We start from the raw sequence: 23,853 nt of genomic DNA, 5'->3' as shown, positions 1-23,853 counted from the left end.
CTCAGCCGAACTGGGTGGGGAGGGCGCGCGTCACGACGCCGTCGGCGTCGAGGCCGAAGATCACGCGCCAGCGGTCGAGACAGGTGCAGGGATGCGAGATGCCGAAGGCAATGACGTCGCCGACCGCGAGCGGGCAATCGGGCGCAAGGTGCAGGAACGCATGCTGGTCGTTGAGACGGGTGACCGATACGCGCTCGGCGAGCCCGATCCGCTCGACGCCGTCGCGGAAGACGCTGAGCGGCACCGGTAGCCCCTGATCGAAGGAGGCATCGCGCATGCCGAACCCCGCGATCGCCAGTCCGGCTTCGGGGCGCGAGAGCACCTCGGCCCAGAGCGTGAGTGCCGGACGAAAGCTTTCCGCCGCGGAGTGATGCGTGCCGTCGATGAGAAGACCGCCGCGCCGGTCGAGTTCGGCGAAGGCGCGGGCATAGATGCCGTGATCGGCGAAGAACAGCGCGCCCGAGCGCAGCACGACGCTCGCATTGCCGTCGGCCTGCGCGATCGGCGCGAGCGCGCGGGCCACGACATCGAAATAAGCGGAGCCGCCGGCGCTGAGGATCAGCGGCAGGCGGGGGGCGGCAGCGCGGACCATGGCAAAGGTCTCGATCGTGCGCTCCATCAGCGCCGCGATCGCGCGCAAGGTCCCGTCGGCATCGGGGGTTGTCGCGGCTCCCTCGTAAGTCGCGACGCCACCGAGCACGAGGCGATCGGCGGCGAGCACCGCGTCCATCGTGGCTTCAATGGCGGCCCGATCGCGTGCGCCGGCCCGGCCGACGCCGAGCTCGACCAGCACGGGCAGCTCGCGCCGGTTGGCAACGCGCGCCGCTTCGGCCAAGGCTGCGACTGCCGCCGGAGAATCCGCAAAGGCATGAAGCGCGACATCGGGATAGGCGCTCAGCAGCGCGCCGAGCCGTCTGCCAGCCGCCAGCCCGCCGATCTCGTTGGCCAGCAGCAGACGCCGCTCGCCATGGGTCAGCAGCACCGCGGCCTGCTGGATGTTGGCGACTGTCGTGCCCCAGGCGCCGGCCTCGCGCAGCGCGCGCGCGAGTTCTGGCGACATCGGCGTCTTGGCGTGGGGCGCAACAGCAACGCCTGCGCTCTTGCACCAGCGCAGGAAGAACTCGCGATTGGCCCTGAAGGCGGCTTCATGAAAGGTGAGGACGGGAAGCGCGAGATCGCCGCGCGCCGGCGCCCAGCCTTGGCCGCCGATGTCCTCGGCGGCGAGGCCCCCGACCACGGGAATGCCCCGGGTCGTCATCGAAAGGCGTTGGCCATCCCACCAGGACAAGAACTGCATCGTTGCTCCCTCGCGCGGTTCTCGACCGCCGGAAGAACGATAAATGCTAATGACAACGTTGTCATTAGGCTAAAATCACCACAATCAAGGAAATTTAGTGCAATAGAGGTAATAACATAGGGTTATCCTAGCACTCGCCGGCCAGCTGGGCGAGGACCTCTTCGATATCGATATCGAGCTGGCCCGCAGCCCGGACGTGGCGGACCTCAAGACTGTCGCGAGAGAAGCGATATTCGACGAGGCCAGTCTCCTTGAGCGCGATCCGGTCCTGCCGCGCGTCATTGATCTTGAAGCCGGCCGACGGCGCCCAGACGTGGCGCATATGGCGGAACGAGAAGTCGCGGCGCTGGTGCACGTGGCCGCTCGCAATGAGCCGGAGATCGACATTGCCGAACATCTCGATCAGGCGCGTACGTGCCGGCTGCGGCACGTAGCGGATCGAGGTCTCCGGCAGTTCTGGATCGTCTGGCCGGTTCAGAAACAGCGGCTTGTGGATGAACAGCGCGACCGGCTTGCCGTTCGCGCGCGCGATCTCGGCGGCGAGCCAGTCGAATTGCTCGGCCTCGAAGGCGAGGCCAGAATTCATCACCAGCGAGTTGAGGCCGATGAAGCGCCAGCCGGCAGCTTCGAACGACCAATGGTCTTCGCCGACGAGGTCGCGGAATTGCTGGCGGTGCGCTTCTGTAACCCGCGGCTTCGGCGCCGGCCCGATTGCGGTCGGATTGTCGCCGATGTCGTGGTTGCCGGGGATGTAGCGGCAGTCGACGGGTAAGGCGGCGTGCAGGCTTTTCGCGAATTCGACATCGTCGCGGCTGGTGGGCCCGTCGAAGGACACGTCACCGGTGTTTACCACGAGATCCGGCCTGTTTGCGTCGATGTGCTCGCTGACGCGATGGAAGTTGGCGATCAGGCCGGGAAAGCGCCGGCCGAGATGCGTGTCGGAAATCTGGGTGAGGCGAAACTCGGACATGCGCAAAGTATCGTCCGGCGAAACGTCGGAACGATGACGCGCGCACAGAATCCGCGACGAAACAAAGTTTAAAGCAGGCGATAGCGGATCGTGTAAGCGTCCTGCGGCGCGACGCCGCTTGCGGACCACCAGGTGATGCGGTCGGCGAGGTGCCAGGGGCCGAACTGCTCGGTGCGATGCGGCTCGGCGGACAGGCGCAGGCGAAATTCGAACGTGCCTTTGCCGGGCAGGTTCAGGACCAGCATCCGGTCGGCGGTGCGGTGGTTGAGAGCGACCGCGCCGCGCAGCAGCGCGCGTCCATCGGCAAGGTCGGTCACGCCGTCGACCAGCGCCAGCATCTGGTTGCGGTCGGTGTGCAGCTCGATCTGGCTGTCGGTAACGGCAGTCAGCGTCTCCCGGGGCATGCGGATCTCGAACTCGACCGCGGGCTTGGAGGGATTGAGGCCGAGATAGGCCAGCGCGGCGTGGCGCATGTCGTAAGCGGCGAATGCGAACAGGGCGACGGCAGCGAGCGTTGCGAGGCCGTGTCTGACGACGTCCCGCCAGGTCCGGTACGACAGGCGGAAATAGACGGTCATCGCCAGCGCGACGGCGAGGGCCGCGGCGGTGCCCGACAGCGCCGACATCCAGATGCCGAGCTGGCCGTCGGCGGCTTCGCTCCAAAGGCTGGAGAGGGGATTCATGTTGCGCTCTGCGCGGCACCGCCGCCGGCCTAAGGGGCCAAAATCGCTTCAAGTATCGGCAGTTGGTCGCCGAAACGGGAACGCCGGTTCAACTCGTCGATTGTCAGCGCGAGAAGTCGCGGCTATTGACGGTCCGCGGCATGCCGCCTCACGGGAAAGTTCCGATGTCAATTCAAATGGTTTTGCTGCCTGTCTTCGTGCAGATCGGGCTCACCTTCGCCCTCCTGATCGGCATGGTGTTCGCCCGCCGCAAAGCGCTGGTCTCGGGCGAGACCAAGATCCGCGACATTGCGCTCGGCGAGCCCAATTGGCCCAAGGGCGCCACGCAAACCGCTAATTGCTACCGCAACCAGTTCGAGCTGCCGGTGCTGTTCTATGCGCTGATCGCACTGGCACTGCCCTTGCGCCACGCCGATCTCTTCATCGTGCTGATGTCCTGGGTGTTCGTGGTGACGCGCTTTGCCCATGCCGGCGTCTTCATCACCTCGAACGATCTCGGCCAGCGCTCCTCGATCTGGCTCGCCGGCGTCCTGGTGCTGCTCGCGATGTGGATCTACTTCGCACTGAAAATCCTGCTGCTGATCTAGGCGCTTACTCGCCAATCCTGATCTGAAAGATTCAAATGACTCCCGCTGCCCGGCTGTCCGCAGCCATCGAACTGATCGACACCATCGAACGCGACCGCGTGCCCGCGGCGAAGGCGCTGAAGGAGTGGGGCACCGCGCACCGCTTTGCCGGCTCCGGCGACCGCGCCGCCATTGCAGGCCTCGTCTGGGACGTGCTGCGCCGCTTTTCCTCCAGCGCCTATTTGATGGATTCCGATACCGCCCGGGCGCGCCTGATCGGCATGCTCCGCCTCGAGCGCAACATGGATACCGCGACCATGGACGCCTTGTTCGATGGTAGCCGCTTCGCACCGGTGCCTTTGACGGAGGCCGAGCAGGCAGCGCTCAGCCATCGCTCGCTGAAGGACGCGCCTGCTGCGATCGCTGGCGACTATCCGGAATGGCTCGACTCGCATCTCGCCAAGGTGTTCGGCGATGACCGCGTTGCCGAGGCGATGGCAATGGCAAGCCGGGCGCCGCTCGACCTGCGCGTCAACACGCTAAAATCCAATCGTGACAAGGTGCTGAAGGCGCTTGCTCATCTTCATGCGAAAGCGACGCCATGGTCGCCAAACGGCCTGCGCATTGAGCTTTCTGCCGATGCGCGCAATCCCGGCATTCAGGCGGAAGAGGATTTCATCAAGGGCGGCATTGAAGTGCAGGATGAAGGATCGCAGCTTGCGGCGCTCTTCACCGCGGCCAAACCGGGCGAGCAGGTGATCGATCTCTGCGCCGGAGCCGGTGGCAAGACCCTGGCGCTCGCCGCGCTGATGCAGGCCAAGGGCCGGCTCATTGCCACGGATCGCGACAAGCGCCAGCTGGCGCCGATCCACGAACGCCTGTCGCGTGCCGGCGTCCACAATGCCGAGGTCCGCACGCCCAAGGGCGAAGCCGATCCGCTTGCCGACATCAGTGCGACTGCCGACCTCGTCGTGATCGACGCGCCTTGCACGGGAACCGGCACCTGGCGCCGCAACCCCGATGCCAAATGGCGCATGCGGCCGGGTGCGCTGGAGATCCGCCTGAAGGATCAGGCCGAGGTGCTGGAGCGCGCCGTTCCGCTGGTGAAGGCCGGCGGCCGCATCGCCTACGTCACCTGCTCGGTGCTATCAGAGGAGAACAACGAGCAGGTGAGGGCCTTCATTGCGAAGCATCCGGAGTTTTCGGTCCTTCCGCCGGAGCAGACCGCCAGCGTGCTCTGGGACAAGGCCGAGCAGTTTGCAGAAGCTGCTTTGCGATCGCCGGAGGGCTGGCTGATGACCCCGCGCCGCACGGGGACGGATGGGTTCTTCGTGTCGGTTCTAAAGAAAGGCGGCTGATCTCGCTCCGCCGCATTCCGGGCTCTCGCTTCGCGAGCCTCGGAATGACAGCGCAAACAAAAACCCCGCGAACCGGCTCCCGGTCGCGGGGTCTTTCGAACTCAACGATCTGCCGGTACGTCCGTGGTCAGATCGCGAATCTCGCGGTCAACTAGCCGGCGCGGAGGTTGTCGGCCGAGGACTTGCCGCTGCGGCGGTCCGCAACGATGTCGAAGGAGACCTTCTGGCCCTCGTTGAGGGTGCTCAGACCGGCGCGCTCAACAGCGCTGATGTGAACGAAGACGTCCTTTGCGCCGTCATCCGGCTGGATGAAGCCAAAGCCCTTTTGGTTGTTGAACCACTTCACGGTGCCCATTGCCATAGTCATTTCCTTTCAATTGACGATGCACTCAGGGGGACAAATGCGCATTGTTCGCGCCCACGTCCCGATTGGTCGATTTTGGAGAAATACCTGAAACGTGCTCGCCCATTGGAAATGAGACGGAGCGGCCCAGTCGTTCGGCCAAGGATCGATCTTCACAATCTAGCGATTTTTTGGGGCGACTTCAAGGCGGCGCGCGCTGACGGCGAGCCATCCGAGCTTTGCTATTTTGCGCTGCACACAACGCGCTGAAGGATAGTTCCATCAGTCCACGATGAAGAGCGTTGCCCCCACCGCCGTCGAGGAGCGATGCGCGGCGTCGCCGAAGTCCGAGACCTGATAGCTCATGCCCGGCGTCAGCTTGAACTTGCGTCCGTCGCGCAATTCGCTGTCGAGCTCGCCTGCGAGCACGTAAAGCACGTGACCACGATCGCACCAGTGATCGGCGAGATAACCCGGCGAATATTCGACCATCCGCACGCGGAGATCGCCGATGTTCAGCGTGCGCCACAGTGCGTGCCCGGTCTCGCCGGGATGCCTGGTTGCTTCGACCTTGCTCCAGTCGGTGACGGTGAAAGGCGAGGTGGGGAGTTTCATGCGGTGGATCCTATTTCAGAGCCGGCAGCCTGTGTTAGCGCACGTCCGCGCCACAGTCTCCCTCAGTACTCCGATGCCGACGTTATTCACTGAGAAGCCGCGGCGTACTGGATTCCCCGCTTGCCGCCTTCGCTAAGGCTTCGGCGTGCCCAGATCTCAACCTCGGCGAAGCCTTGGCGTAGCCGGGTCGCGGGGAAGGACTGTAGTGGTGGGGCGAGAGCTTCAATGCGGCAGATGGTTCGCGGAACCCTGCACGATCAGCCCCGCATCATTCACCCGCAGATATTCGCAGATCTTCTTGCCCCGCTCGTTCTCGTAAAACACCACGACGCTGTCAGGGCTGACGAACACATCGATCAGCGAGAAGTGCAGCTCCGGCAGCAGGGCGAGCGCCTTGCCCCAATACGCGCGCAACGCCTGCTTGCCCTGCACGGTGCCGCTGGCATCGAACCCCATCGTGGGGATGCGGTCCGAGGTCATCACGACGGCATCGTCATAGAGCATCAGCACGCGCTCGAGGTCGCGCGTGTTCCAGGCCTCGACCCAGGTCCGGCCGAGCGCGGCAAACTGTGATGGCTGATGAAATCTGGACATGGCGTTCTCCCTCATAGCCCTCTGGTTCGAATGATGGGCAAATTTTAGGTCAATAATACTTACCTATATGACTTTGTCCATGCCCAAAGAAGGATGTGGGAGCACATATGGCCGCGGTTGCGGGCAGAGGGCTCATCGCGTATTGGCTTGCCATGACAGCAGCACAGAACGACCGCTCCGCGTCGACGCCTTCGGTGGCCTCGGCGCACGACAAGATTCTCATCGTCGACTTCGGCAGCCAGGTGACGCAGCTGATCGCGCGTCGCGTGCGCGAGGACGGCGTGTATTGCGAGATCGTCCCGTTCAACAAGGCCGAAGCCGCCTTCAACGAGATGAAGCCGAAAGCGGTGATCCTCTCCGGCGGCCCTGAATCGGTTCATGAGGCCGGCTCGCCCCGCGCCCCGCAAGCGATCTTCGATTCCGGCGTGCCCGTGATGGGCATCTGCTACGGCCAAATGACCATGGCGGCGCAACTCGGCGGCACCGTCGAGGGCGGCCATCACCGCGAATTCGGCCGCGCCGATGTCGAGGTGAAGGCGCAGAGCCAGCTGTTCGAGGATGTCTGGTCAGCAGGCAGCAAGAACCAGGTCTGGATGAGCCATGGCGACCGCATCACCAGGATGCCGCCGGGCTTTTCCGTCGCCGGCACGTCGCCGAACGCGCCCTTCGCGATCATCCAGGACGAGACGCGCAAATATTACGGCCTGATGTTCCACCCCGAAGTGGTGCACACGCCCGACGGCGCCAAGCTGATCCGCAATTTCGTCCGCAAGATCGCCGGACTCACCGGCGACTGGACCATGCGCGCCTTCCGCGAGGAGGAGATCGCAAAGATCCGCCTGCAGGTCGGCAAGGGCAAAGTGATCTGCGGCCTCTCCGGCGGCGTCGATTCCGCCGTCGCGGCCGTGTTGATCCATGAGGCCATCGGCGACCAGCTCACCTGCGTCTTCGTCGATCACGGCCTCTTGCGCCTCGACGAAGCCAAGACCGTGGTCGACCTGTTCCGCCATCACTACAACATCCCGCTCGTGCACGTGGATGCCTCCAAACAGTTCCTGGGCGAGCTCGAAGGCGTCACTGACCCCGAAGTGAAGCGCAAGACCATCGGCCGCCTCTTCATCGAGGTGTTCGAGGCTGAGGCCAAGAAGATCGGCGGCGCCGACTTCCTGGCGCAAGGCACTCTTTACCCCGACGTGATCGAGAGCGTCTCGTTCACCGGCGGCCCCTCGGTGACCATCAAGTCGCACCACAATGTCGGAGGCCTGCCCGAGCGCATGAACATGAAGCTCGTCGAGCCCCTGCGCGAGCTGTTCAAGGACGAGGTCCGAAAGCTCGGGCGCGAGCTCGGCCTCCCCGAAATCTTCGTCGGCCGTCACCCGTTCCCCGGCCCGGGCCTTGCCATCCGCTGCCCCGGCGACATCACGCGCGACAAGCTCGACATCCTGCGCAAAGCGGATGCCGTCTACATCGACCAGATTCGCAAGCACGGACTCTACGACGAGATCTGGCAGGCCTTTGCGGTGCTGCTCCCCGTCAAGACAGTGGGCGTCATGGGCGACGGCCGCACCTACGACTACGTCGTGGGCTTGCGTGCCGTCACTTCGACGGACGGCATGACCGCGGACTTCTACCAATTCGACATGAAATTTCTAGGCGAGACCGCGACGCGCATCATCAACGAGGTGAAGGGCGTGAACCGGGTGGTGTACGACGTGACCAGCAAGCCGCCTGGGACAATTGAGTGGGAATAATTCGGACCAGTCCAAACTGTTCCTAGGACGCTAAAGCGTTGTCGCCAGACAACAGCAAAAAGGTTATCGGAGATGTATGGGCCGATATTGATGGCTTTCGCGCTCCGATGACATTTGTGTTGTTCATGCGCGACGGCGCAGTCCCATATGTTGAAAGGCGCGGCAGTAGCGCAAGACACCACCGGAGTTGATTTTTCAAACGCTGAGTTCGTGGTCCGAGACTATGGAAGTACCGGTTGGGGGGTCTTCCGCGTGAATTGCACTGGTCAGAGCAGACCTAGAAATTGGCCGCGTCCTAGGTAAACCGGACGTTTCCCGGATGATGGTAAAGAATTTGCAAGGCATCGTCGAATGCCAACTCCGTCGCTTGTGTAAAGCCGCCCGAATGATGAAGTCCCTTGCCGCAAAAAAAACCGGAGCTCGTTAGAGCTCCGGGTAGTGGAGGGAAGGAGCGCCCAAACAGGGCACCTGCCGCCATTTGCTATGATTGAGCCCGCTGGCGGCGTGCGGAAGGCAGGAGCGGCACCGTCTCAGACAATTGAGGTCCGAGTGACGCAGAGCTAGGTGGAGATAGCCATCGCTGAGCCGACCTGGTTGCGCAGCTGGAATTTCTGGATCTTCCCGGTCGACGTCTTCGGGATCGGTCCGAATACGACGGCCTTCGGCGTCTTGAAGCCGCTCATGTGCGAACGGCAGAAAGCGATGATGTCGGCCTCGCTCGCACTCGCGCCGTCCTTCAGCTCGACGAACGCGCAGGGCACTTCGCCCCATTTCGGATCGGGCTTTGCGACCACGGCCGCGAACAGCACGGCCGGGTGCTTGTAGAGGATGTCCTCGACCTCGACCGAGGAAATGTTCTCGCCGCCTGAGATGATGATGTCCTTGGAGCGGTCCTTGATGATGACGTAGCCGTGCTCGTCGAGCACGCCGAGATCGCCGGTGTGAAACCAGCCGCCTTCAAAAGCTTCCTTGGTGGCCTTCTCGTTCTTCAGATAACCTTTCATCACGATGTTGCCGCGGAACATGATCTCGCCGACGGTCTCGCCGTCGCGCGGCACTTCTTGCATGGTCTGCGGATCGAGTACGGTGACGGCTTCCTGGAGCGGGTAGGGCACGCCCTGGCGTCGCTTCATGCGCGCGCGGTCGGCTGCGGGAAGATCGTCCCAGCCGGGCTGCTCGGCGCAGACGGAGGCGGGGCCGTAGACTTCCGTCAGGCCGTAGACATGGATGAGTTTGATGCCGATGCTTTCGGCGCCTTCGAGCAGGGCGACCGGCGGCGCTGCGCCCGCGATCAGGCCGACGACGCGGCGCGCGGCATTGCCTTTCGGCGCGTCGGGCGCGTTGATCAGCGTGTTGTAGACGATCGGCGCTCCGCACATGTGGGTGACGCCGTGCTGTTTGATGAGCGCAAAGATCTTCGTCGGCTCGACCTTGCGCAGGCAGACATTGATGCCGGCAGACGCAGCAATGGTCCAGGGAAAGCACCAGCCGTTGCAGTGGAACATGGGCAGCGCCCAGAGATAGACCGGGTGCTGGCCGAGATTGCCCGCAAGGATATTGCTGACGGCGTTCAGATACGCACCGCGATGATGGGTGACGACGCCCTTGGGATTGCCTGTCGTGCCCGAGGTGTAGCTCAGTGCGATCGCGTCCCATTCGTCGTTGAGAGCGACAGATGTGAAGCCGGGATCGCCCAGCCCGACCGCCGCCTCATACTCGATCTCGCCGATGCGCTTGCCCCCCTTGAAGTAGACGTCATCGACGTCGATCACGAAGGGCTTTGGTCCCTTCATCTGATTGAGCGCATCAGTGATGACGCCGGCAAACTCCGGATCGACGAGAATGGTCTTGGCGCCCCCATGGTCGAGCTGGAACGCGATCGAGGGCGCATCGAGCCGCACGTTCAGACTGTTCAGGACCGCACCGACCATCGGTACCGAGAAGTGAAGTTCGTTCATCGCAGGTACATTCGGGAGCATGGCTGCCACCGTATCACTTGCACCGATGCCACGGCGCGAGAGATACGACGCAAACCGCTTGCAGCGGTCATAGGTTTGCGCCCATGTGAAGCTACGATCCTCGTAGATAGTGCTGGTGAGATCCGGGTAGACCGCTGCCGTGCGCGATAGAAAGCTCAGCGGCGTCAAAGGCAGGAAATTGGCCGGACACTTGTCCAGGCCCACACCATACGGATTTTGCCCTTCACTCACGGCTTCACGACCTCTCAGAGGGATCCGGCGGCTACGCAGCGCCCGATCGCAAGTTGCTAATCCATCTGATAGCAGCACGCCCGAACCTGAAGAATCGGTCAACTGACGTATTGTCGAAGAACCACGCGCAGCGGAAGCTTCGCGAACGGTCTGTTGCGAGCGGCACGCTGTCGTTCGATCCGGAAGGCGAACATGGTCGCATCCAGCTGTGGTGCTGACGTGGTTTGACGTTGCTGAAGAGGGAGGATCTGCGATCTCCGGATTGCGCTCCGCCCGGTCCGTCGGCAACCAAGGGAGATAAAGAATGGATACGGTCGCTGCTCCATCGTCCTGCACCTGCTCGTCGGACATCCGATCGCAGGATAGCGTGAAGCATCCTCTTGATCCCCTGACCGCTGGCGAGATTCGCGGCATCGTCGAGATCGTCCGCAGGGATCCACAATACGGTGCCGACTTTCTCTTTGAGACGATCGAGCTTCTGGAGCCGGAGAAGGCGATTGTTCGTCGGTACAGCTCCGGAGATCAGATCGACAGAACTGCACGGGTCAATCTGTTTCAGGTCAGACAGGACGGGATCTGGCGGCTGTCCGTCTCCCTGACCCAGCAGAAGGTCCTCACGTCCAGCTATCTTCCGTCGGCCAAGCCGATGATCCAGCTCGAGCAGTTCACAGCCATCGAAGACGCCGTTCGCGCGGCTCCCGAGTTCATTGCAGCATGCAAGAAGCGCGGCATCGAGGACATGTCGCTCGTCTGCATCGATCCGTGGTCGGCGGGTAATTTCGATATCCCGGGCGAAGACGGTCGCTATCTCGCCCACGTCTTCGCCTGGGTACGTCTACAAGAGAACGACAATCTCTATGCGCACCCCATCGGCGGACTGAACGCGGTGGTCGACATCAAGACCTACGAGATCATCCGTGTCGACGACCACGAAATCATTCCAATTCCGAAGGCGGAAGTGAATTACGAGGCGGAATTCATCAAAAATCCACGCACGCCCTATAAACCGCTCAATATCGTTCAGCCCGAGGGCGTTTCGTTCAAGCTTGATGGACATCGGCTGGAATGGGACCGCTGGTCGGTGCTCGTCGGCTTCAATTCTCGCGAAGGTCTGACACTGCATGACATCAGCTACGACGGGCGGCCGATCGCGCACCGCGCATCGCTGGTGGAGATGGTCGTCCCGTACGGCACCACAGACAAGGGGCATTTCCGGAAGAACGTCTTCGACATCGGCGAGTACGGCATAGGCAAGCTCGCCAATTCGTTGAAGCTCGGCTGCGACTGCCTCGGTGCCATCGCCTATCTGGATGCACATCTCGCAACGATGGACGGCAATGTTGTCACCATTGAGAACGCGATCTGCATCCATGAAGAGGATGCGGGCCTGCTGTGGAAGCATTGGGACTTTCGCTCCAACAACGTTGAATCGCGCCGCGCCCGCAGGCTGGTGATCTCCTGCATCGCGACGGTCGCAAACTACGAATATGGCCTGTTCTGGTACTTCCATACGGATGGCTCGATCCAGTTCGAGCTCAAGGCGACCGGCATCATCAACACGGCCGCCTGCCATCCGGGGCAGCCTGGCAAGTACGGGAAGGAGGTCGCCCCCGGCGTCGTCGGTCACATTCACCAGCACATCTTTTGTGCGCGGCTCGACATGAATATCGACGGTGACGACAACAGTGTCGTCGAGCTGAACACGAAGGCAGATCCCTGGGGGCCGGATAATGCCTATGGCAACGGCTTCTACGAGGAGGAGACGGTTCTCAAGACCGAGCTCGGCGGGTGCCGCCAGGTGAACCCCGCGACGCATCGGGCTTGGAAAGTGATCAACCCCAATCGCAAGAACTGGGTTGGCACGCCGACGGGCTACAAGCTCGAGGCCAGTCACCCCGTGACACCGTTCATCCATCCGGAGTCGCCGTCGGGTAGGCGGTCGAGCTTCATCAAGAACCAGCTCTGGGTGACGGCCTTCGATCCCGAAGAGCGATATCCGGCTGGCGAATACATGAACCACTCGGATGGAACGGGAGGTGTCTCCGATTTCGTCAGGAAGAACCGGAACATCGAGAGCACCGACATCGTGCTCTGGCACGTGTTCGGGCTTCACCATCAGGTCCGCCCAGAGGACTTTCCCGTTCAGCCCTGCATCTTCACCGGCTTCAAGCTGATGCCCAGCGGCTTCTTCGATCGCAATCCCGGCATCGATCTCGCGCCCGACACGAACGCCGCGAGTTGTCATGCGCAGGCCGCCGAGTAGGGCGGGGCTCGCCATCGGACCCGCCGCGTTCCCGCTCGTCCGACCGGCGTCGCCGGCCGGTCGTGGCTCCTCCTTCGCGAGGATAGCATGCTCCAGGTCGATGGCCTCCGCGATCGTCGCTTTTGCGATCTTTGCAGGCTCGGCCGCGCGCGTTCTCCCCGCCTTGCTGGCAGTCACCGTCCAGCAGGATCTGGGGTTGCAGCCCTCCGATGTGTCCTTGCCGATCACGCTCGGCATCGCAGTCTCCGCGTGCGTATCGCCGTTCGCAGCTTACAGCCTGGAACGCTGGGGCGTTCGCGCGCCACTGATCGTCAGTCTGGCTCTCCTTGCGCTATCGCTTGCATCGACGACGCATGCGATGTCGCCATGGCATCTCACTGTGGTCTGGGGGCTCGGTGTCGGCTTTAGTGGCTCTTTGAGCGCGTCCCTTCTGGGGGCGATGGTCGGGAGTCGTGGCGGCGCGGCGCATTGTGGGACACGCTTTGGTCTCCTGGCGTCGATGCAGCCGCTGGGATCGGCGGCTGGACTGCTGCTGGCGTCACGCGCGGCCAGTGCGCTTGATTGGCGCTTCGCGTTCCAGGCCGCTGCCGTCGGCGTGCTCGCCACGGCGTTCGCCGTTGTCCTTGTCCCTATATCCCGACGAGGAGCCTTGCCGCGAGGGCCCAAGTCCAACCGGCACGGGACATCGCGTCTAAAGGAGGAGAACTGGCGGTTCTGGGTCCTTGCCACGACCTTCTGCATCTGCGGTGCGTCGACATCCGGCTTGATCGACGGTCAGCTCGGTATGCTCTGCATGGGCGCTGGTCTCGGCCTCACGTCGAGCGCCGATGTCATGGCGATCCTCGTGCTCGGCGGCGCGGTAGGGAGCGTGGTGAGCGGGATTCTCGCCGACCGTTGTCCCGCCCGAACGTTGCTGGCGCTCTACTTCGTCGTCCGCGCGCTCCTCTTGCTCTGGCTTCCATTCACCGGCTTCAGCGTCGTCGAATTGGCCCGGTTCGGTGCGCTTTATGGCCTTGATGCGGCGCTGACATTTCCTGCACTGGTCAGGCTGATGTCGGTAAATCTAGGCGCGCTCCGCGTCGGCAGAGCGATGGGCTGGATGACGGTGATGCACCTGGCAGGAGGCGCTATCGCGTCTGCGGCGATCGGTGCCTTGGGCCTCGCCGCCTATGCGGTCGGATTCGCCGGCGTCGGCCTCGCCTGCCTCGCGGCCGCGGGTCTCGTCGTACTTCTGAAGGATGCGCCGGCGCAAGACGCGTCATCCGGCTAAAACAGTCGCGGCCGATCAATGGCCAGCGAAGTTCCGAGACCGCCGCGCAGGGGACTCCGCCAGCAGCAGTCCTTCGGACACGGCAAGTGCTGCGAGTCGCGTGCGCGAGTCGCAGCCCATCTTTGCGAGGATATGCTCGATGTGCGTGGAGACGGTGCGGGGCGACACGAAGAGTTGCTCGGCGATGTTGGGATTTGAAGCGCCGCTGGTCACGAGATGCAGGATCTGAATCTCCCGGAGAGAGAGATTATACGGCCAGCGAATGCATTGTTCTGTGATCAGCAGGATGTTTCCTCGGCAGGGCGTGATCGTGACCTGGTGACAGCGGCCGGCCTCGTCCGGCCAGACGAAGCGCTGAGCACTAGGTGATTTCGCCTTCTCCAGCACGAGCCGGCGAAGCTCTCCGCCCTCGCCGAGATGCGGTCCCGGACTACGGTTGGGGAGATGAAACGCAAAACCGTTCGGCGAGACGGCGATGGCATAGGCACCCGGCGCCAGCTCATCGGCCAGCAGCTGTGGTGTCCTGAGCTGATCACAGATGTTCAGCAGAATTGGGCGGAAGCGCTCGGTCATCTCGCGATGCTCGTCCTTGGCGTGCGCCTCCTTGGACCAGCTCATGTGGATGGCCCCGATATAGCGGCCATCGGCGACGCGCAGGCACATTGTCGAACCCTCCCTGAAGCCATCCGGCATCAGGTATTCCTGGGCGGTGAAGGTATCCGGCAGAGAGAGGTTCCAATCGCGCTTGTAGTCTCGCCAACGCAGCGAGTGCGTGTCCCTTTCGCGCGCTATGGCGTAAGCGGGGCAGGTGCCGGGGAAGCCGTCGAGCACGTAGGACATCGTTTTGTCCGTGTATCCATCGACTGCCAGGAAACGGTGGTTTCGGGATATCGGATCCATCGCGACTAGCGCGATCGCCTCGCTCCTCACGAACTCGCGTAACAGACGGGTGACTTGGGTCGCCTGATCGATGATCTGATCATTCAGGGCTGCCGCCGGTGCATCGAGCCGCACCGTAGCCGACAAAGCATGCTCGATCGCTGCCGATTTCACTGTGAGCCTCCAGCTCGTGAAAGATCTTGCCAACGGTTCGTGATCGAATCTTCTTCTTGGCCGCTAGTGATCCGTTAGACCGGCGACACTGCCTAGTATTTCGCGTCCCTAGCACAGCAAGGACTGCGCCAACCAGCGAGCTGCCACATGATGAGGTGGCCATTCGCCCTGCTATCTCGACCGTCCCGGATCGAACTGAGACGCCGAGCTGAAAGCTGCAATTGCATGTTAGATGCGGTCGCTCCTTTAGTCAAAGGAGTGTCGCATTGCCCCTCATCCAGGGCCAGCAATTCTGACGCAAGCTGACCTTCCGCGCTGCCGACTGATGAAAATCTGGGCGTGGTTTGCCGTGCAAGTCGTCACCCTGAGCTCAGTTCACACCCGCAGCGTCGTTCTAGATCGCACAGGGGGGACCCTCCAGCTCGGCCTTCAAAATCGGTCAGCTGACGTATTGCTGAAAATCGGCAAAAAACCGAGGCTATGATCAATGCGGTTCGGCCGAAGCAACCATGCCAGTTCGTGGGGATACGGATCGAGGCCGCGATCACCCGACGGTGCCTGACCGCATCGTCTTAGCGCCAACGGAAGTCCGGCCCGGTCTCGGTCGCGATGCCGAGCACCCGCGCGCGATTGCAGGAAAGGTTGCTCGGATGGTTCTCAAACTCACCAGGCGTTCAGTGACCACGGGCATCGGCGCCGCCATGGCCGCACCATTTGTTGGACGTTCGGCGCTTGCCGCCCAGCCGATCCTTCTCGGCGTTCCCTACTGCCAGACTGCTGCAGCCGGCGTCGCTGATCACCAGGATTTTCTGAACGGGACGACGCTCGCGGTGGAGGAGATCAATGCCGCAGGCGGCATTCTCGGCAGGCCGCTGAAGCTGTTCACAACGGACATGAACGTTCTCTCGCCGGAATCATCGAAGCAGGCGCTGGCCGCCTGCGTTGATGCCAAGGTCGACGCGATCTCCTTTGCTTTCACGCTCGTCCCCTTGCCGGCGATGGACGCGACGGTGAAGTACAAATGCCCGTACATCAACGGCAACGCGCAACGCGCCGGCACTTCTGCCGTGAAAGAGCAGCCGGACAAATACAGCCACATCTTCCAGTTTTGTCCGTCTGAGGTGAACTACGGATGGAGCTATGCTCTCTGGCTGGAAGATCAGGAGCAGGGGGGCATCTGGAAGCCAAAGAACCGCAAGGTTCATATCGTTCAGGAGCAGATCGGTTACTGTCAAACGATATCGCGTGCGGCCCAGGAAGCGATCAAGCGGCGCGGGAAGTTCGAGGTCGCCCGCATTACGGATATCCAGTACCCCGTGCAGGACTGGGCACCGGTCATTCGCGAGATGAAGGAGGTCGATGCCGCCGCGATCATGGTGGACCATTGGGTAGCCGCTGAATACGCAGCTTTCTGCAAGCAGTTCGTGGCAAGCCCGGTGCGCGATTCGCTCGTCTATCTCCAGTACGGCCCCTCGCAGCCGGAATTCCTCGAACTTGCCGGATCGGCGGCGAACGGCTTCGTGTGGGGCACCACCATGGGCATCTATGGTGACGAGAGGGGGGTCGCCTACAGGCAGAAGTACAAGAAGCGCTTCCCCGGCATTGCGGGGCTTGCCTATACCGGCATTGCCTACGATCAGACCTACTACCTCAAGAAGGCCTGGGAAGCAGTCGGCGATCCCCGGAAGTTCAGGGAGGTCTGCGACTGGATTCGGGCAAACCCGCAGCGCGGCGTCTGCGGCTTCGTCGATATGGGCAACCCATATCAGGAAGCGCTCCATTTTCCGGACAATGGCGGCGACGAATTGCAGGCGCACAAGCTCGAGGCCGGCGTCGCGCAGCTTTATGTCCAGATCCAGGGCGGCGAGCACAAGATCGTCTATCCCGGTCCGGTCTCGGAAACGAAGCTGATCTCTGCGCCGTGGTGGAGCTGATGCTCAGACAAATCGCCCGAAACGGTGCGGCTGAACAGGGCGGAAAGGCCGCCCTGTTCTCCTGCCGCGGCATCTCGCTCGATCTCGGCGGTCGCGAGATCCTCCGCGATATCAACCTGCATGTTGAGGCCGGGGAAGTGCTCGGCATCATCGGACCGAACGGTGCCGGCAAGACCAGTCTGTTTGAAATCCTCTCCGGCCGTATGCCGCCAAAGAGCGGCTCCGTGTGGTTCAAGGGCGAGAATGTTACGGGCTTGCCGCTGTATTCCCGCTCACGGCTTGGGATCGGCCGAACGTTCCAGACGCCGGTCGTTCCTGACGAGCTGACCGTCGGCGAGACGTTCAAGGCGGCGCGTCAGGCTCACCGTCCGTTTCTCACGCGGTTCGACGCCGAATATGGCGCCGACCTCGTCGGTCTGAAGATCAGCGACGACACGCCGGCGACGCAGCTCGAGACCTTCAACCGGCGCAAATTGCTGCTGGCCTGCCTGCTGATGCGCCGGCCCTCGTTGCTGCTGCTGGATGAGCCGGCGGCCGGCCTGATCAATTCGGAGGTCGATGAAATCGATACTCTGCTGCGGATCCTGGCAAAGGAAATGAACATTGCGATCCTCATCGTGGAGCACCGCATCGAGCTCCTCGGGACGATCGCCGACCGCATTCTCGTGATGGACGCCGGGGAGGTCATTTCCGAGGGCCTGATGGACGACGTCATGGCGGATCCAAAGGTCCATGCGGCTTACTTCGAGGATTTCAGCGAAGAGGCGGATGCATGAATATCTCCGTGAGCAACCATTTGCCGGGCGCTCCGCCGCGTCAGCCGCAGCGCGAGGTCCTGAACGTCAAGGGACTGTCCGCGGGCTATGGGCCGGTTCGCGTCATCCACGATCTCGATCTCGTCGTTCAGTGTGGGGAGCGGATCGGCATCGTCGGCTTGAATGGCCACGGCAAGTCGACCCTGTTCTATGCTATCGCCGGACTTACCGGCTGGCAGCGCGGCTCGATCAAGCTGAACGGCAGGGAGGTCGGTCGCACGCGAAGCCAGGGGCCGGGGCGCTACACCCACGAGATCGTGCGCGCAGGATTGGCCTTGATTCCGCAAGGCGACGAGATCTTCCATGGCCTGACCGTCGAGGAGCATCTCGATTCCGGCGCCTACACCGCGGCGGCCTGGCGCGATCGCGCTGCACGCAAGCTCCGCATCCTGGAGATCTTTCCACCGTTGCGGAAGCTGATGGGTGTACCCGTGGGGCGCCTGTCGGGCGGCGAACGGCGCATGGTATCTATCGGCCGCGGCCTGATGACGGATGCGTCGCTCTTCCTCGTCGACGAGCCATCGCTCGGGCTGGCGCCCAAGATCGGCAAGAGCGTGATCAACGCACTGATGGCCGTCAAGCTCGGCAATGCCGCGATGATCATTGCGGAGCAGAACGTCGCCCTGCTCGAGGGACGGGTCGATCGCGTCATCGGCATGCATGTCGGAAAGCTCAAGGGTGAGGCCTCGGCGGCCCTCGCGTTGAACGTTTATCGAAAGGCGTAAAACGTGGATATCTGGTTCATCGTCAGCAACACCATCGTCCTTGCGTGCATTTACGGCACGCTTGCGATCGGAATTTCGATCACCTGGTCGAGCCTCGGCCTGCTCAATCTGGCCTACGGCTTCATATTTGCATTCGCGGGTTATGGCGCTTGGCTGTTTGCCCAGCATGTCTCCACATCGGGGCCTGCGGTGCTGGCCGCGGGTATCCTCGCGGGCGCGCTCGGGGGAGTGGTCATCTGTGCGGTCGGGTTCATACCCATCCACGACAAGCCAAACTTCACCATTCGAGGTTTGATTGCGACGCTCGCGATCAATCTGATCGGCACGCAGTGTCTGCTCTGGTGGTTCGGCCCGCGATCGAAGAGCTTGCCAGAGATCTTCGGCAACTGGTCGGTGTCCTTGCCGGGTGTTGTCTTCACGGCGGACAAGATCGGGAACGTGGTTACATCCGTCCTGCTATTGGCGGTCGTCCTAAGGTGGATGCAGTCGAGCCGCCGTGGCCTCGAAATCCGCGCCATGATGATGAATCCGCATGCGGCATCCATCGTCGGCATCGGCGTTCGGCGAACCTCGTTCTATGTCATGGGCATCACAGGCGGGTTGGCGGGTCTCGCGGCCGTCCTCCTCTCTCAGACCTACTATATCTCGCCGTTCGGCGGACTGATGCCGATGATCAAGGGAGTCAGCATCGCGCTTTGCGGCGGGCTCGGCAGCGTGCGCGGTGCCGTCATCGCCGCGATCGTGCTCGGCCTGAACGAGGCCCTGACGAGCATATCGATCGGCGGCCGGTACGTTCTCATCACCCAGTTCGTCGTGATCATCGTCATCCTCTTGGTGCGTCCGCGCGGTATTGCCGGGCTGCTCGACAAGGCGAGGGAGGCCTGAGCAATGTCAATTGATAGCGGCATCAAGTGGCGCAATCCGCTCTTTGTCTGGGGCGGCAAGCGCGACGTCGAAGAGCTCCCGACCATTCCGTTCCGCAGCCACAAAGAGGTCTGGGAAAGAACTCGTCGATCGACGACGAAGCTGAATCCCGTCGGCCGCCTGCGCTACTACTACAAATGGCCAGGCCACGGCGCAACGATGTGGAATCGTCTTCGCTACTGGCCGACACGCCGCCGCGTGCTCCGCGTGCGCGGGGAATATAACCCCAAGACCTTGCGCGCGGAGAAGACGATCGTCGACAAGCGGCCCATCTGGTGGGTATTGGGGCTTCTTGCGCTGGCAATAGCTCCCCTGTTCACGCCAGGCGATCTGCAGAACACGCTGCTGACGGCGGGAGCCACGTTCGGCATCTATGCCGCCATTAGTCTGTGCTGGATGCTCATCATGGGAACTGCGGGTGTCTTTTCGCTCGCGACCTATGCAGTCGTCGGGACGGCAGCGTTCGTGACGGCATTGCTTGCCGTCAAGTTCGCATTGCCCTGGTGGTTGTTGCCACCGATCGGGGCTCTGGTGGGGCTGGTCTTCGGTGGGATCATCGCGCTGCCGGCCACGCGGCTCGACGGATTCTACTATGCGCTTCTCACCCTGGGTCTCAACGAGCTTTGCCGGGTCTACTTCGTGACGTCGAAGGAGTTCGGGTCCGCGAACGGCGGCCTGTACGGCGCCAGGACCTATATCCCGGAAGAATGGTCGCAGCTCGGTCAGCTGCTCCTGGCGTACTACGCCTGCTTTGGCCTGATGCTGCTGGCCTTGCTGCTCTACCGGTTCGTCAACGGCCGCCGGCTTGGACGAATCCTGCGCATGGCGCCCGAAAAGCGCGAGGCCTTCGCCGAGGCGACGGGGGTCAACTTTCGCCAGGCGCGCGTCTGGGTGTTCCTCGTCTCGTCGGCGGCGCTGGGCTTCATCGGCGGATTCTATACTTCGAATTTCGGCGGCGTGGCGTTCTCGATCTTCAATTTCGATACCGTGCTGCTCGGCCTCGCCATGCTGGTGATCGGCGGCGTTGGACGTGCGGAAGGCGCGGTCGTTGGCACCCTGATCGTCGTGTTCTTCGACCAGGTGCTGAATACGTGGGGGCCGGCTCGCTTCATGATCATCGGGCTGATCATGCTCCTGGTCGTGCTTTACCTGCGCAACGGGCTGTTCGGGATCAAGGCGCAGTTCCGTGCCTGGCGCGACAAGAAGAAGAGCGAGCGGCGATCGACGCGAGCGGAGAAGGGCGGCGAGCTGCTGCCCGAGGAAGCGACCGAGACCGAGGACAAGAGCGTCATCTACCAGCGGCGCCACGACAAGATGACTCGCGATCATCTCAAGACGCTGGTGTCGCCGGAGATCATCGAGGAGCATCGCCACTCCCTCAACGGGCAGCACAGTGAGGCGCTCGAACGGCTGCTGATCTACTTCCGCACCCGTCCTCAGGTGGAGAAGTACGCCATCATGGCCGTGGAACGCTTCGAAGGCTATCGCATCGTCGCTCTATCCGGACATCGTGGCGTAGCGCCGCGGGTGGTGGAGGATCGAATCTACGCGACGCCGGATGAGGCCTGCCACGGCGTCTTCATGCGGCGAGTACAGGATCTACTGGAGTCCTGATCACGGATGAAGCGTTCGGACCTGCGCGGCGGACGCTGAGCTTGTAAAGGAAGGAGTTGGCGGTGACACCGGTCAGACTTTTTGGCTACACGGACAGGCTCTCGGTCAAGCCGGGTGAGACCATTCAGTTTCATGTCAGCGCCGAGGGGACGGATACGGCTGAGGCGCAATTGGTGCGCCTGATCCATGGCGACCAGAACCCGGCAGGGCCAGGCTTCGTCGAAGAAGAGGTGGCGTGCACCGCGAACGGCAGGTGGCGGGTCGAGCCGCAGTTCACCCAGGTGGGATCGTTCCTCGAGGTCGATGATCCCGAGGGCCGGCTGGCGTTCGCAAACAGCTTCACTTTGTTCGCCTTCATCCACCCGACATGGCCGGCATCCGGAAAACGGCAGACCATAATCGGTCGATGGGACGGCGATCGAAAGCAGGGCTACGGCATCGGCATCGACGAGAAAGGCTATCTGCAGTTTTGGATCGGACGGGGCGAAGAGACCGAGCGCTTGACCGCCAACGTGCCGCTGCAGGTGCAGATGTGGTATTTCGTGGCCGTGACCTTCGACGCCGAGACACGGCGTGCGACCTTGCACCAGGTCGGCGTCGGCAACAGGTACAACGGCCTGTTGGGCAAGGTCGCGCTGGTAGATTACGAATCCCGCACGTCTGCAACTTTCCGGAGCAAGCCCGGGAACCTGGCCTCAACTCCGTTTCTCATCGCGGGTTCGCGTAGCCGCGATGCGCAACAGCGGGCGCGCGTGTCGGAGCTCTATTGGGGCAAGATCGACCGCTGCGGTGCATTTGGCCAGGCTCTACAGTCGGCCGAGCTCGACACGATCAGGAGCGGGCTCGTGCCCGCGATGGACAGCCTGGTCGCGTACTGGGATACGAGCGCGGGATACACCGACCGCGGCATCGGAGATCTTGTGGTCGACGTCGGCCGGCACAGGCTGAATGCTCGAGGATACAATCGGCCCGTTCGCGGCCAGACCGGCTGGAACTGGGACGGCTTCACCGACTGTTTCCGTCTGGCTCCGCAAGAGTTCGGGGGGATCGAGTTTCATGCCGACGCGCTGACGGATTGCAATTGGAAGGCGACCAAGACCGTCGCCCTGCCGCAGGGCCTCAAAAGCGGCTGCTATGCCATGAGGCTACGATCCGGCTGGGGAAAGGGCGTGAGCGAGGAGCATGTCGTCTTCTTCGTCCGGCCGGGAAGGCCCCGGGCGCGTATTGCATTTCTGTTTCCGACACTCACCTACCTTGCCTTTGCGAACGAGCGCCTGAGCTTCGATCACCCGGAGCGCGAAGCCTTGACGGGACAGTCGGCTGCGCTGTCCGATATCGACATCGAGATGTATATGCGAGACGATTTCGGGCTGTCGACATACGACATGCACGCCGATGGCAATGGCGTATGCTACAGCTCCTATCACCGTCCGATCATGAACATGCGGCCGAGGTACAGGATGCCGAGCCTCGATGTGGCTTCGGGATTGGCTGCGGACCTATCGATCATCGCATGGCTGGACCAGAGCGGCTTCGAGTACGAGGTCCTGACCGACGAGGTCCTGCATCGCGACGGGTTGGAAGCGTTGTCGCCGTACGCATGCGTGATCAGCAGTTCGCGCCCGGAATACTACACCGAGCGAATGCTGGATGCGACCGAGGATTATATCGCCGCCGGCGGTCGCTACATCTATGCAGGCGGCAACGGGTTCAACGCCACAGCCGGCATTCGCGACGGCGAACCATGGATCATGGAATGTCGACGTCGCGATGACGGGTACAAGCCGTGGGTGTCCCGCTACGGCGAGCACTACATGGCAACGGACGGAATGCGTGGTGGTCCCTGGAAGGTGCTCGGACGGGCGACCCAGAAGCTGGTTGGCATAGGCCTGAGCAGCTCGGGCGGTGGACGAAGCGAACCGTACCGGAGGATGCCGGACAGCTATCACCGCACAGTGTCCTGGATCACCAAAGGTGTCGATGGCGAGATCATCGGTGACGCCGGTCTTGCCAATGACGGCGCCGCGGGCCTGGCGCTCGATTATTATGACCGCGCTCTGGGCACGCCGCCGCACACCAAGATCATCGCCTCGTCTGGGGGCCACACGGACAGCTATGTCGTGAACCAGCAGCTCGTCCTCTATTCCTATCTTGGGCTCTATGGGTCGTATGACTGGCGGGTTCACGCCGACATGACCTACTTCACGGCTCCCAATGGCGGCGCTGTGTTTGCATGTGGTTCGGTCGCATTCGCGCAATCGCTGCCGGTCAACAATTTCAGGAACAGCGCATCCCGAGTGCTGGCGAATGTCGTGGAGGCATTCGCTGGGGCCAGCAGATTGCCCGGGCTCGCATGGGTCAACGAGGAAAAGCAGTGGGCTTGATGAATCAAGCAGGGAAAGCCGCGTCGGCACCTGCCACGGCTATGGTCCACGTCGAACGTCTGCAGTTGGAGAGCTGAGATGCTGCCTCTTGAGTACGACAGGTCCGAGGACCGTGACATCATCGTCCGGGATCGATTCGACGGCCTCCGCCGCGAGTTTCTGCGGACGCTGGTGAACCCCGAGGTCATCGAGGAGCACCGCCAATTGCCGCTGGGACAGCACAGCGAGAGGCTCGAGCGACTGTTGATCTATTTTCGTCAACGGCCGCTTGAGCAAAGATATGCGGTCAGAGCAATCGAGCCGTTCCGGCGCTATCAGGTCGTTAAGCTCTCAGGACGTCGGGGCGTTCCCCCGCGTTTGATCGATGATGCCATTTACACATCGGCGAACGATGCCCGTCACGGCTTGTTCCTGCGCTGCATCCGCGACCTTCTCGAAACCTAGCGTAACACGCCTGCCAGGCAGGGCACCTTGTCCGGCTTCT

The 23,853-nt window shown here is 62.5% G+C and carries 20 protein-coding genes; 12 read left to right on the top strand and 8 right to left on the bottom strand.

Going from position 1 to position 23,853, the window contains the following annotated elements; all coding sequences use genetic code 11:
* Nucleotide 1: 1 nt before the first annotated feature.
* The 3 genes from BM374_RS09865 to BM374_RS09855 all read right to left on the bottom strand — a co-directional run bounded on the left by BM374_RS09865 (nucleotide 2) and on the right by BM374_RS09855 (nucleotide 2,950).
* Nucleotides 2-1,297, bottom strand: coding sequence for an amino acid deaminase (locus BM374_RS09865; RefSeq protein ID WP_092291348.1), 1,296 nt, complete (start codon nucleotides 1,295-1,297; stop codon nucleotides 2-4).
* Nucleotides 1,298-1,424: 127 nt separating this feature from the next.
* Nucleotides 1,425-2,267, bottom strand: coding sequence for a metallophosphoesterase family protein (locus BM374_RS09860; protein ID WP_092291346.1), 843 nt, complete (start codon nucleotides 2,265-2,267; stop codon nucleotides 1,425-1,427).
* Nucleotides 2,268-2,335: 68 nt separating this feature from the next.
* Entirely contained in the window at nucleotides 2,336-2,950 is a 615-nt protein-coding gene (locus BM374_RS09855; protein ID WP_092291344.1) for an acriflavin resistance protein, read from the bottom strand.
* A gap of 164 nt (nucleotides 2,951-3,114) precedes the next feature.
* Here BM374_RS09855 and BM374_RS09850 point away from each other — a divergent pair, with 164 nt between their 5' ends.
* Together BM374_RS09850 and BM374_RS09845 are read left to right on the top strand one after the other, a co-directional pair.
* On the top strand, nucleotides 3,115-3,537 hold the full coding sequence (locus BM374_RS09850; protein WP_092291922.1) for an MAPEG family protein: 423 nt from the start codon (nucleotides 3,115-3,117) through the stop codon (nucleotides 3,535-3,537).
* 35 nt (nucleotides 3,538-3,572) lie between these two features.
* A complete protein-coding gene (locus BM374_RS09845; protein ID WP_092291342.1) occupies nucleotides 3,573-4,874 on the top strand; it encodes an RsmB/NOP family class I SAM-dependent RNA methyltransferase in 1,302 nt (433 codons plus the stop codon).
* 151 nt (nucleotides 4,875-5,025) lie between these two features.
* On the opposite strand, the gene BM374_RS09840 is transcribed toward BM374_RS09845, so the two are convergent.
* From BM374_RS09840 to BM374_RS09830, 3 genes are all read right to left on the bottom strand, one after another.
* A complete protein-coding gene (locus tag BM374_RS09840) occupies nucleotides 5,026-5,235 on the bottom strand; it encodes a cold-shock protein (protein ID WP_027532363.1) in 210 nt (69 codons plus the stop codon).
* Nucleotides 5,236-5,499: 264 nt separating this feature from the next.
* Nucleotides 5,500-5,832: a DHCW motif cupin fold protein gene (locus BM374_RS09835; RefSeq protein ID WP_092291340.1), complete on the bottom strand. Its 333-nt coding sequence runs from the start codon at nucleotides 5,830-5,832 to the stop codon at nucleotides 5,500-5,502.
* Between the two features lie 222 nt (nucleotides 5,833-6,054).
* Complete coding sequence (locus tag BM374_RS09830) at nucleotides 6,055-6,426, bottom strand: nuclear transport factor 2 family protein (RefSeq protein WP_092291920.1); 372 nt, start codon at nucleotides 6,424-6,426, stop codon at nucleotides 6,055-6,057.
* Between the two features lie 152 nt (nucleotides 6,427-6,578).
* Here BM374_RS09830 and guaA point away from each other — a divergent pair, with 152 nt between their 5' ends.
* Entirely contained in the window at nucleotides 6,579-8,177 is a 1,599-nt protein-coding gene (guaA, locus tag BM374_RS09825; protein ID WP_092291918.1) for a glutamine-hydrolyzing GMP synthase, read from the top strand.
* A 560-nt stretch (nucleotides 8,178-8,737) separates the two neighbouring features.
* On the opposite strand, the gene BM374_RS09820 is transcribed toward guaA, so the two are convergent.
* A complete protein-coding gene (locus tag BM374_RS09820; protein ID WP_092291338.1) occupies nucleotides 8,738-10,387 on the bottom strand; it encodes an acyl-CoA synthetase in 1,650 nt (549 codons plus the stop codon).
* Between the two features lie 304 nt (nucleotides 10,388-10,691).
* Between BM374_RS09820 and BM374_RS09815 the strand changes: the two genes are divergently transcribed.
* Nucleotides 10,692-12,650: a primary-amine oxidase gene (locus tag BM374_RS09815; protein ID WP_092291336.1), complete on the top strand. Its 1,959-nt coding sequence runs from the start codon at nucleotides 10,692-10,694 to the stop codon at nucleotides 12,648-12,650.
* A 100-nt stretch (nucleotides 12,651-12,750) separates the two neighbouring features.
* Entirely contained in the window at nucleotides 12,751-13,920 is a 1,170-nt protein-coding gene (locus BM374_RS09810) for an MFS transporter (protein ID WP_177248195.1), read from the top strand.
* A gap of 15 nt (nucleotides 13,921-13,935) precedes the next feature.
* Here BM374_RS09810 and BM374_RS09805 read toward each other — a convergent pair whose 3' ends face one another.
* Nucleotides 13,936-14,973 carry a helix-turn-helix transcriptional regulator gene (locus BM374_RS09805; protein ID WP_092291332.1) on the bottom strand — a complete coding sequence of 346 codons (1,038 nt, stop codon included), beginning with the start codon at nucleotides 14,971-14,973 and terminating at the stop codon, nucleotides 13,936-13,938.
* A 650-nt stretch (nucleotides 14,974-15,623) separates the two neighbouring features.
* Between BM374_RS09805 and BM374_RS09800 the strand changes: the two genes are divergently transcribed.
* The 7 genes from BM374_RS09800 to BM374_RS09770 all read left to right on the top strand — a co-directional run bounded on the left by BM374_RS09800 (nucleotide 15,624) and on the right by BM374_RS09770 (nucleotide 23,813).
* Nucleotides 15,624-16,907, top strand: coding sequence for an ABC transporter substrate-binding protein (locus BM374_RS09800; protein ID WP_092291330.1), 1,284 nt, complete (start codon nucleotides 15,624-15,626; stop codon nucleotides 16,905-16,907).
* Complete coding sequence (locus BM374_RS09795; protein ID WP_092291916.1) at nucleotides 16,907-17,683, top strand: ABC transporter ATP-binding protein; 777 nt, start codon at nucleotides 16,907-16,909, stop codon at nucleotides 17,681-17,683. The genes BM374_RS09800 and BM374_RS09795 overlap by 1 nt, the downstream gene beginning before the upstream one ends.
* Nucleotides 17,680-18,447, top strand: coding sequence for an ABC transporter ATP-binding protein (locus BM374_RS09790; protein WP_092291328.1), 768 nt, complete (start codon nucleotides 17,680-17,682; stop codon nucleotides 18,445-18,447). Before BM374_RS09795 ends, BM374_RS09790 begins: the two co-directional genes overlap by 4 nt.
* Nucleotides 18,448-18,450: 3 nt before the next feature.
* Nucleotides 18,451-19,332, top strand: a complete 882-nt coding sequence (locus tag BM374_RS09785) for a branched-chain amino acid ABC transporter permease (protein ID WP_092291326.1) — start codon at nucleotides 18,451-18,453, stop codon at nucleotides 19,330-19,332.
* 3 nt (nucleotides 19,333-19,335) lie between these two features.
* Nucleotides 19,336-20,985, top strand: a complete 1,650-nt coding sequence (locus tag BM374_RS09780; protein ID WP_092291324.1) for a branched-chain amino acid ABC transporter permease — start codon at nucleotides 19,336-19,338, stop codon at nucleotides 20,983-20,985.
* 62 nt (nucleotides 20,986-21,047) lie between these two features.
* The gene (locus BM374_RS09775) at nucleotides 21,048-23,369 is read left to right on the top strand and encodes a N,N-dimethylformamidase beta subunit family domain-containing protein (RefSeq protein WP_092291914.1); all 2,322 of its coding nucleotides are present in this window, start codon (nucleotides 21,048-21,050) and stop codon (nucleotides 23,367-23,369) included.
* A 78-nt stretch (nucleotides 23,370-23,447) separates the two neighbouring features.
* Nucleotides 23,448-23,813 carry a N,N-dimethylformamidase alpha subunit family protein gene (locus BM374_RS09770; protein WP_092291322.1) on the top strand — a complete coding sequence of 122 codons (366 nt, stop codon included), beginning with the start codon at nucleotides 23,448-23,450 and terminating at the stop codon, nucleotides 23,811-23,813.
* Nucleotides 23,814-23,853 lie beyond the last annotated feature (40 nt).

The organism is Bradyrhizobium sp. Ghvi, from assembly GCF_900115265.1.
In the GTDB taxonomy this organism is placed as follows: Bacteria; Pseudomonadota; Alphaproteobacteria; order Rhizobiales; family Xanthobacteraceae; genus Bradyrhizobium.
This window is presented reverse-complemented; position numbering and strand designations above follow the sequence as displayed.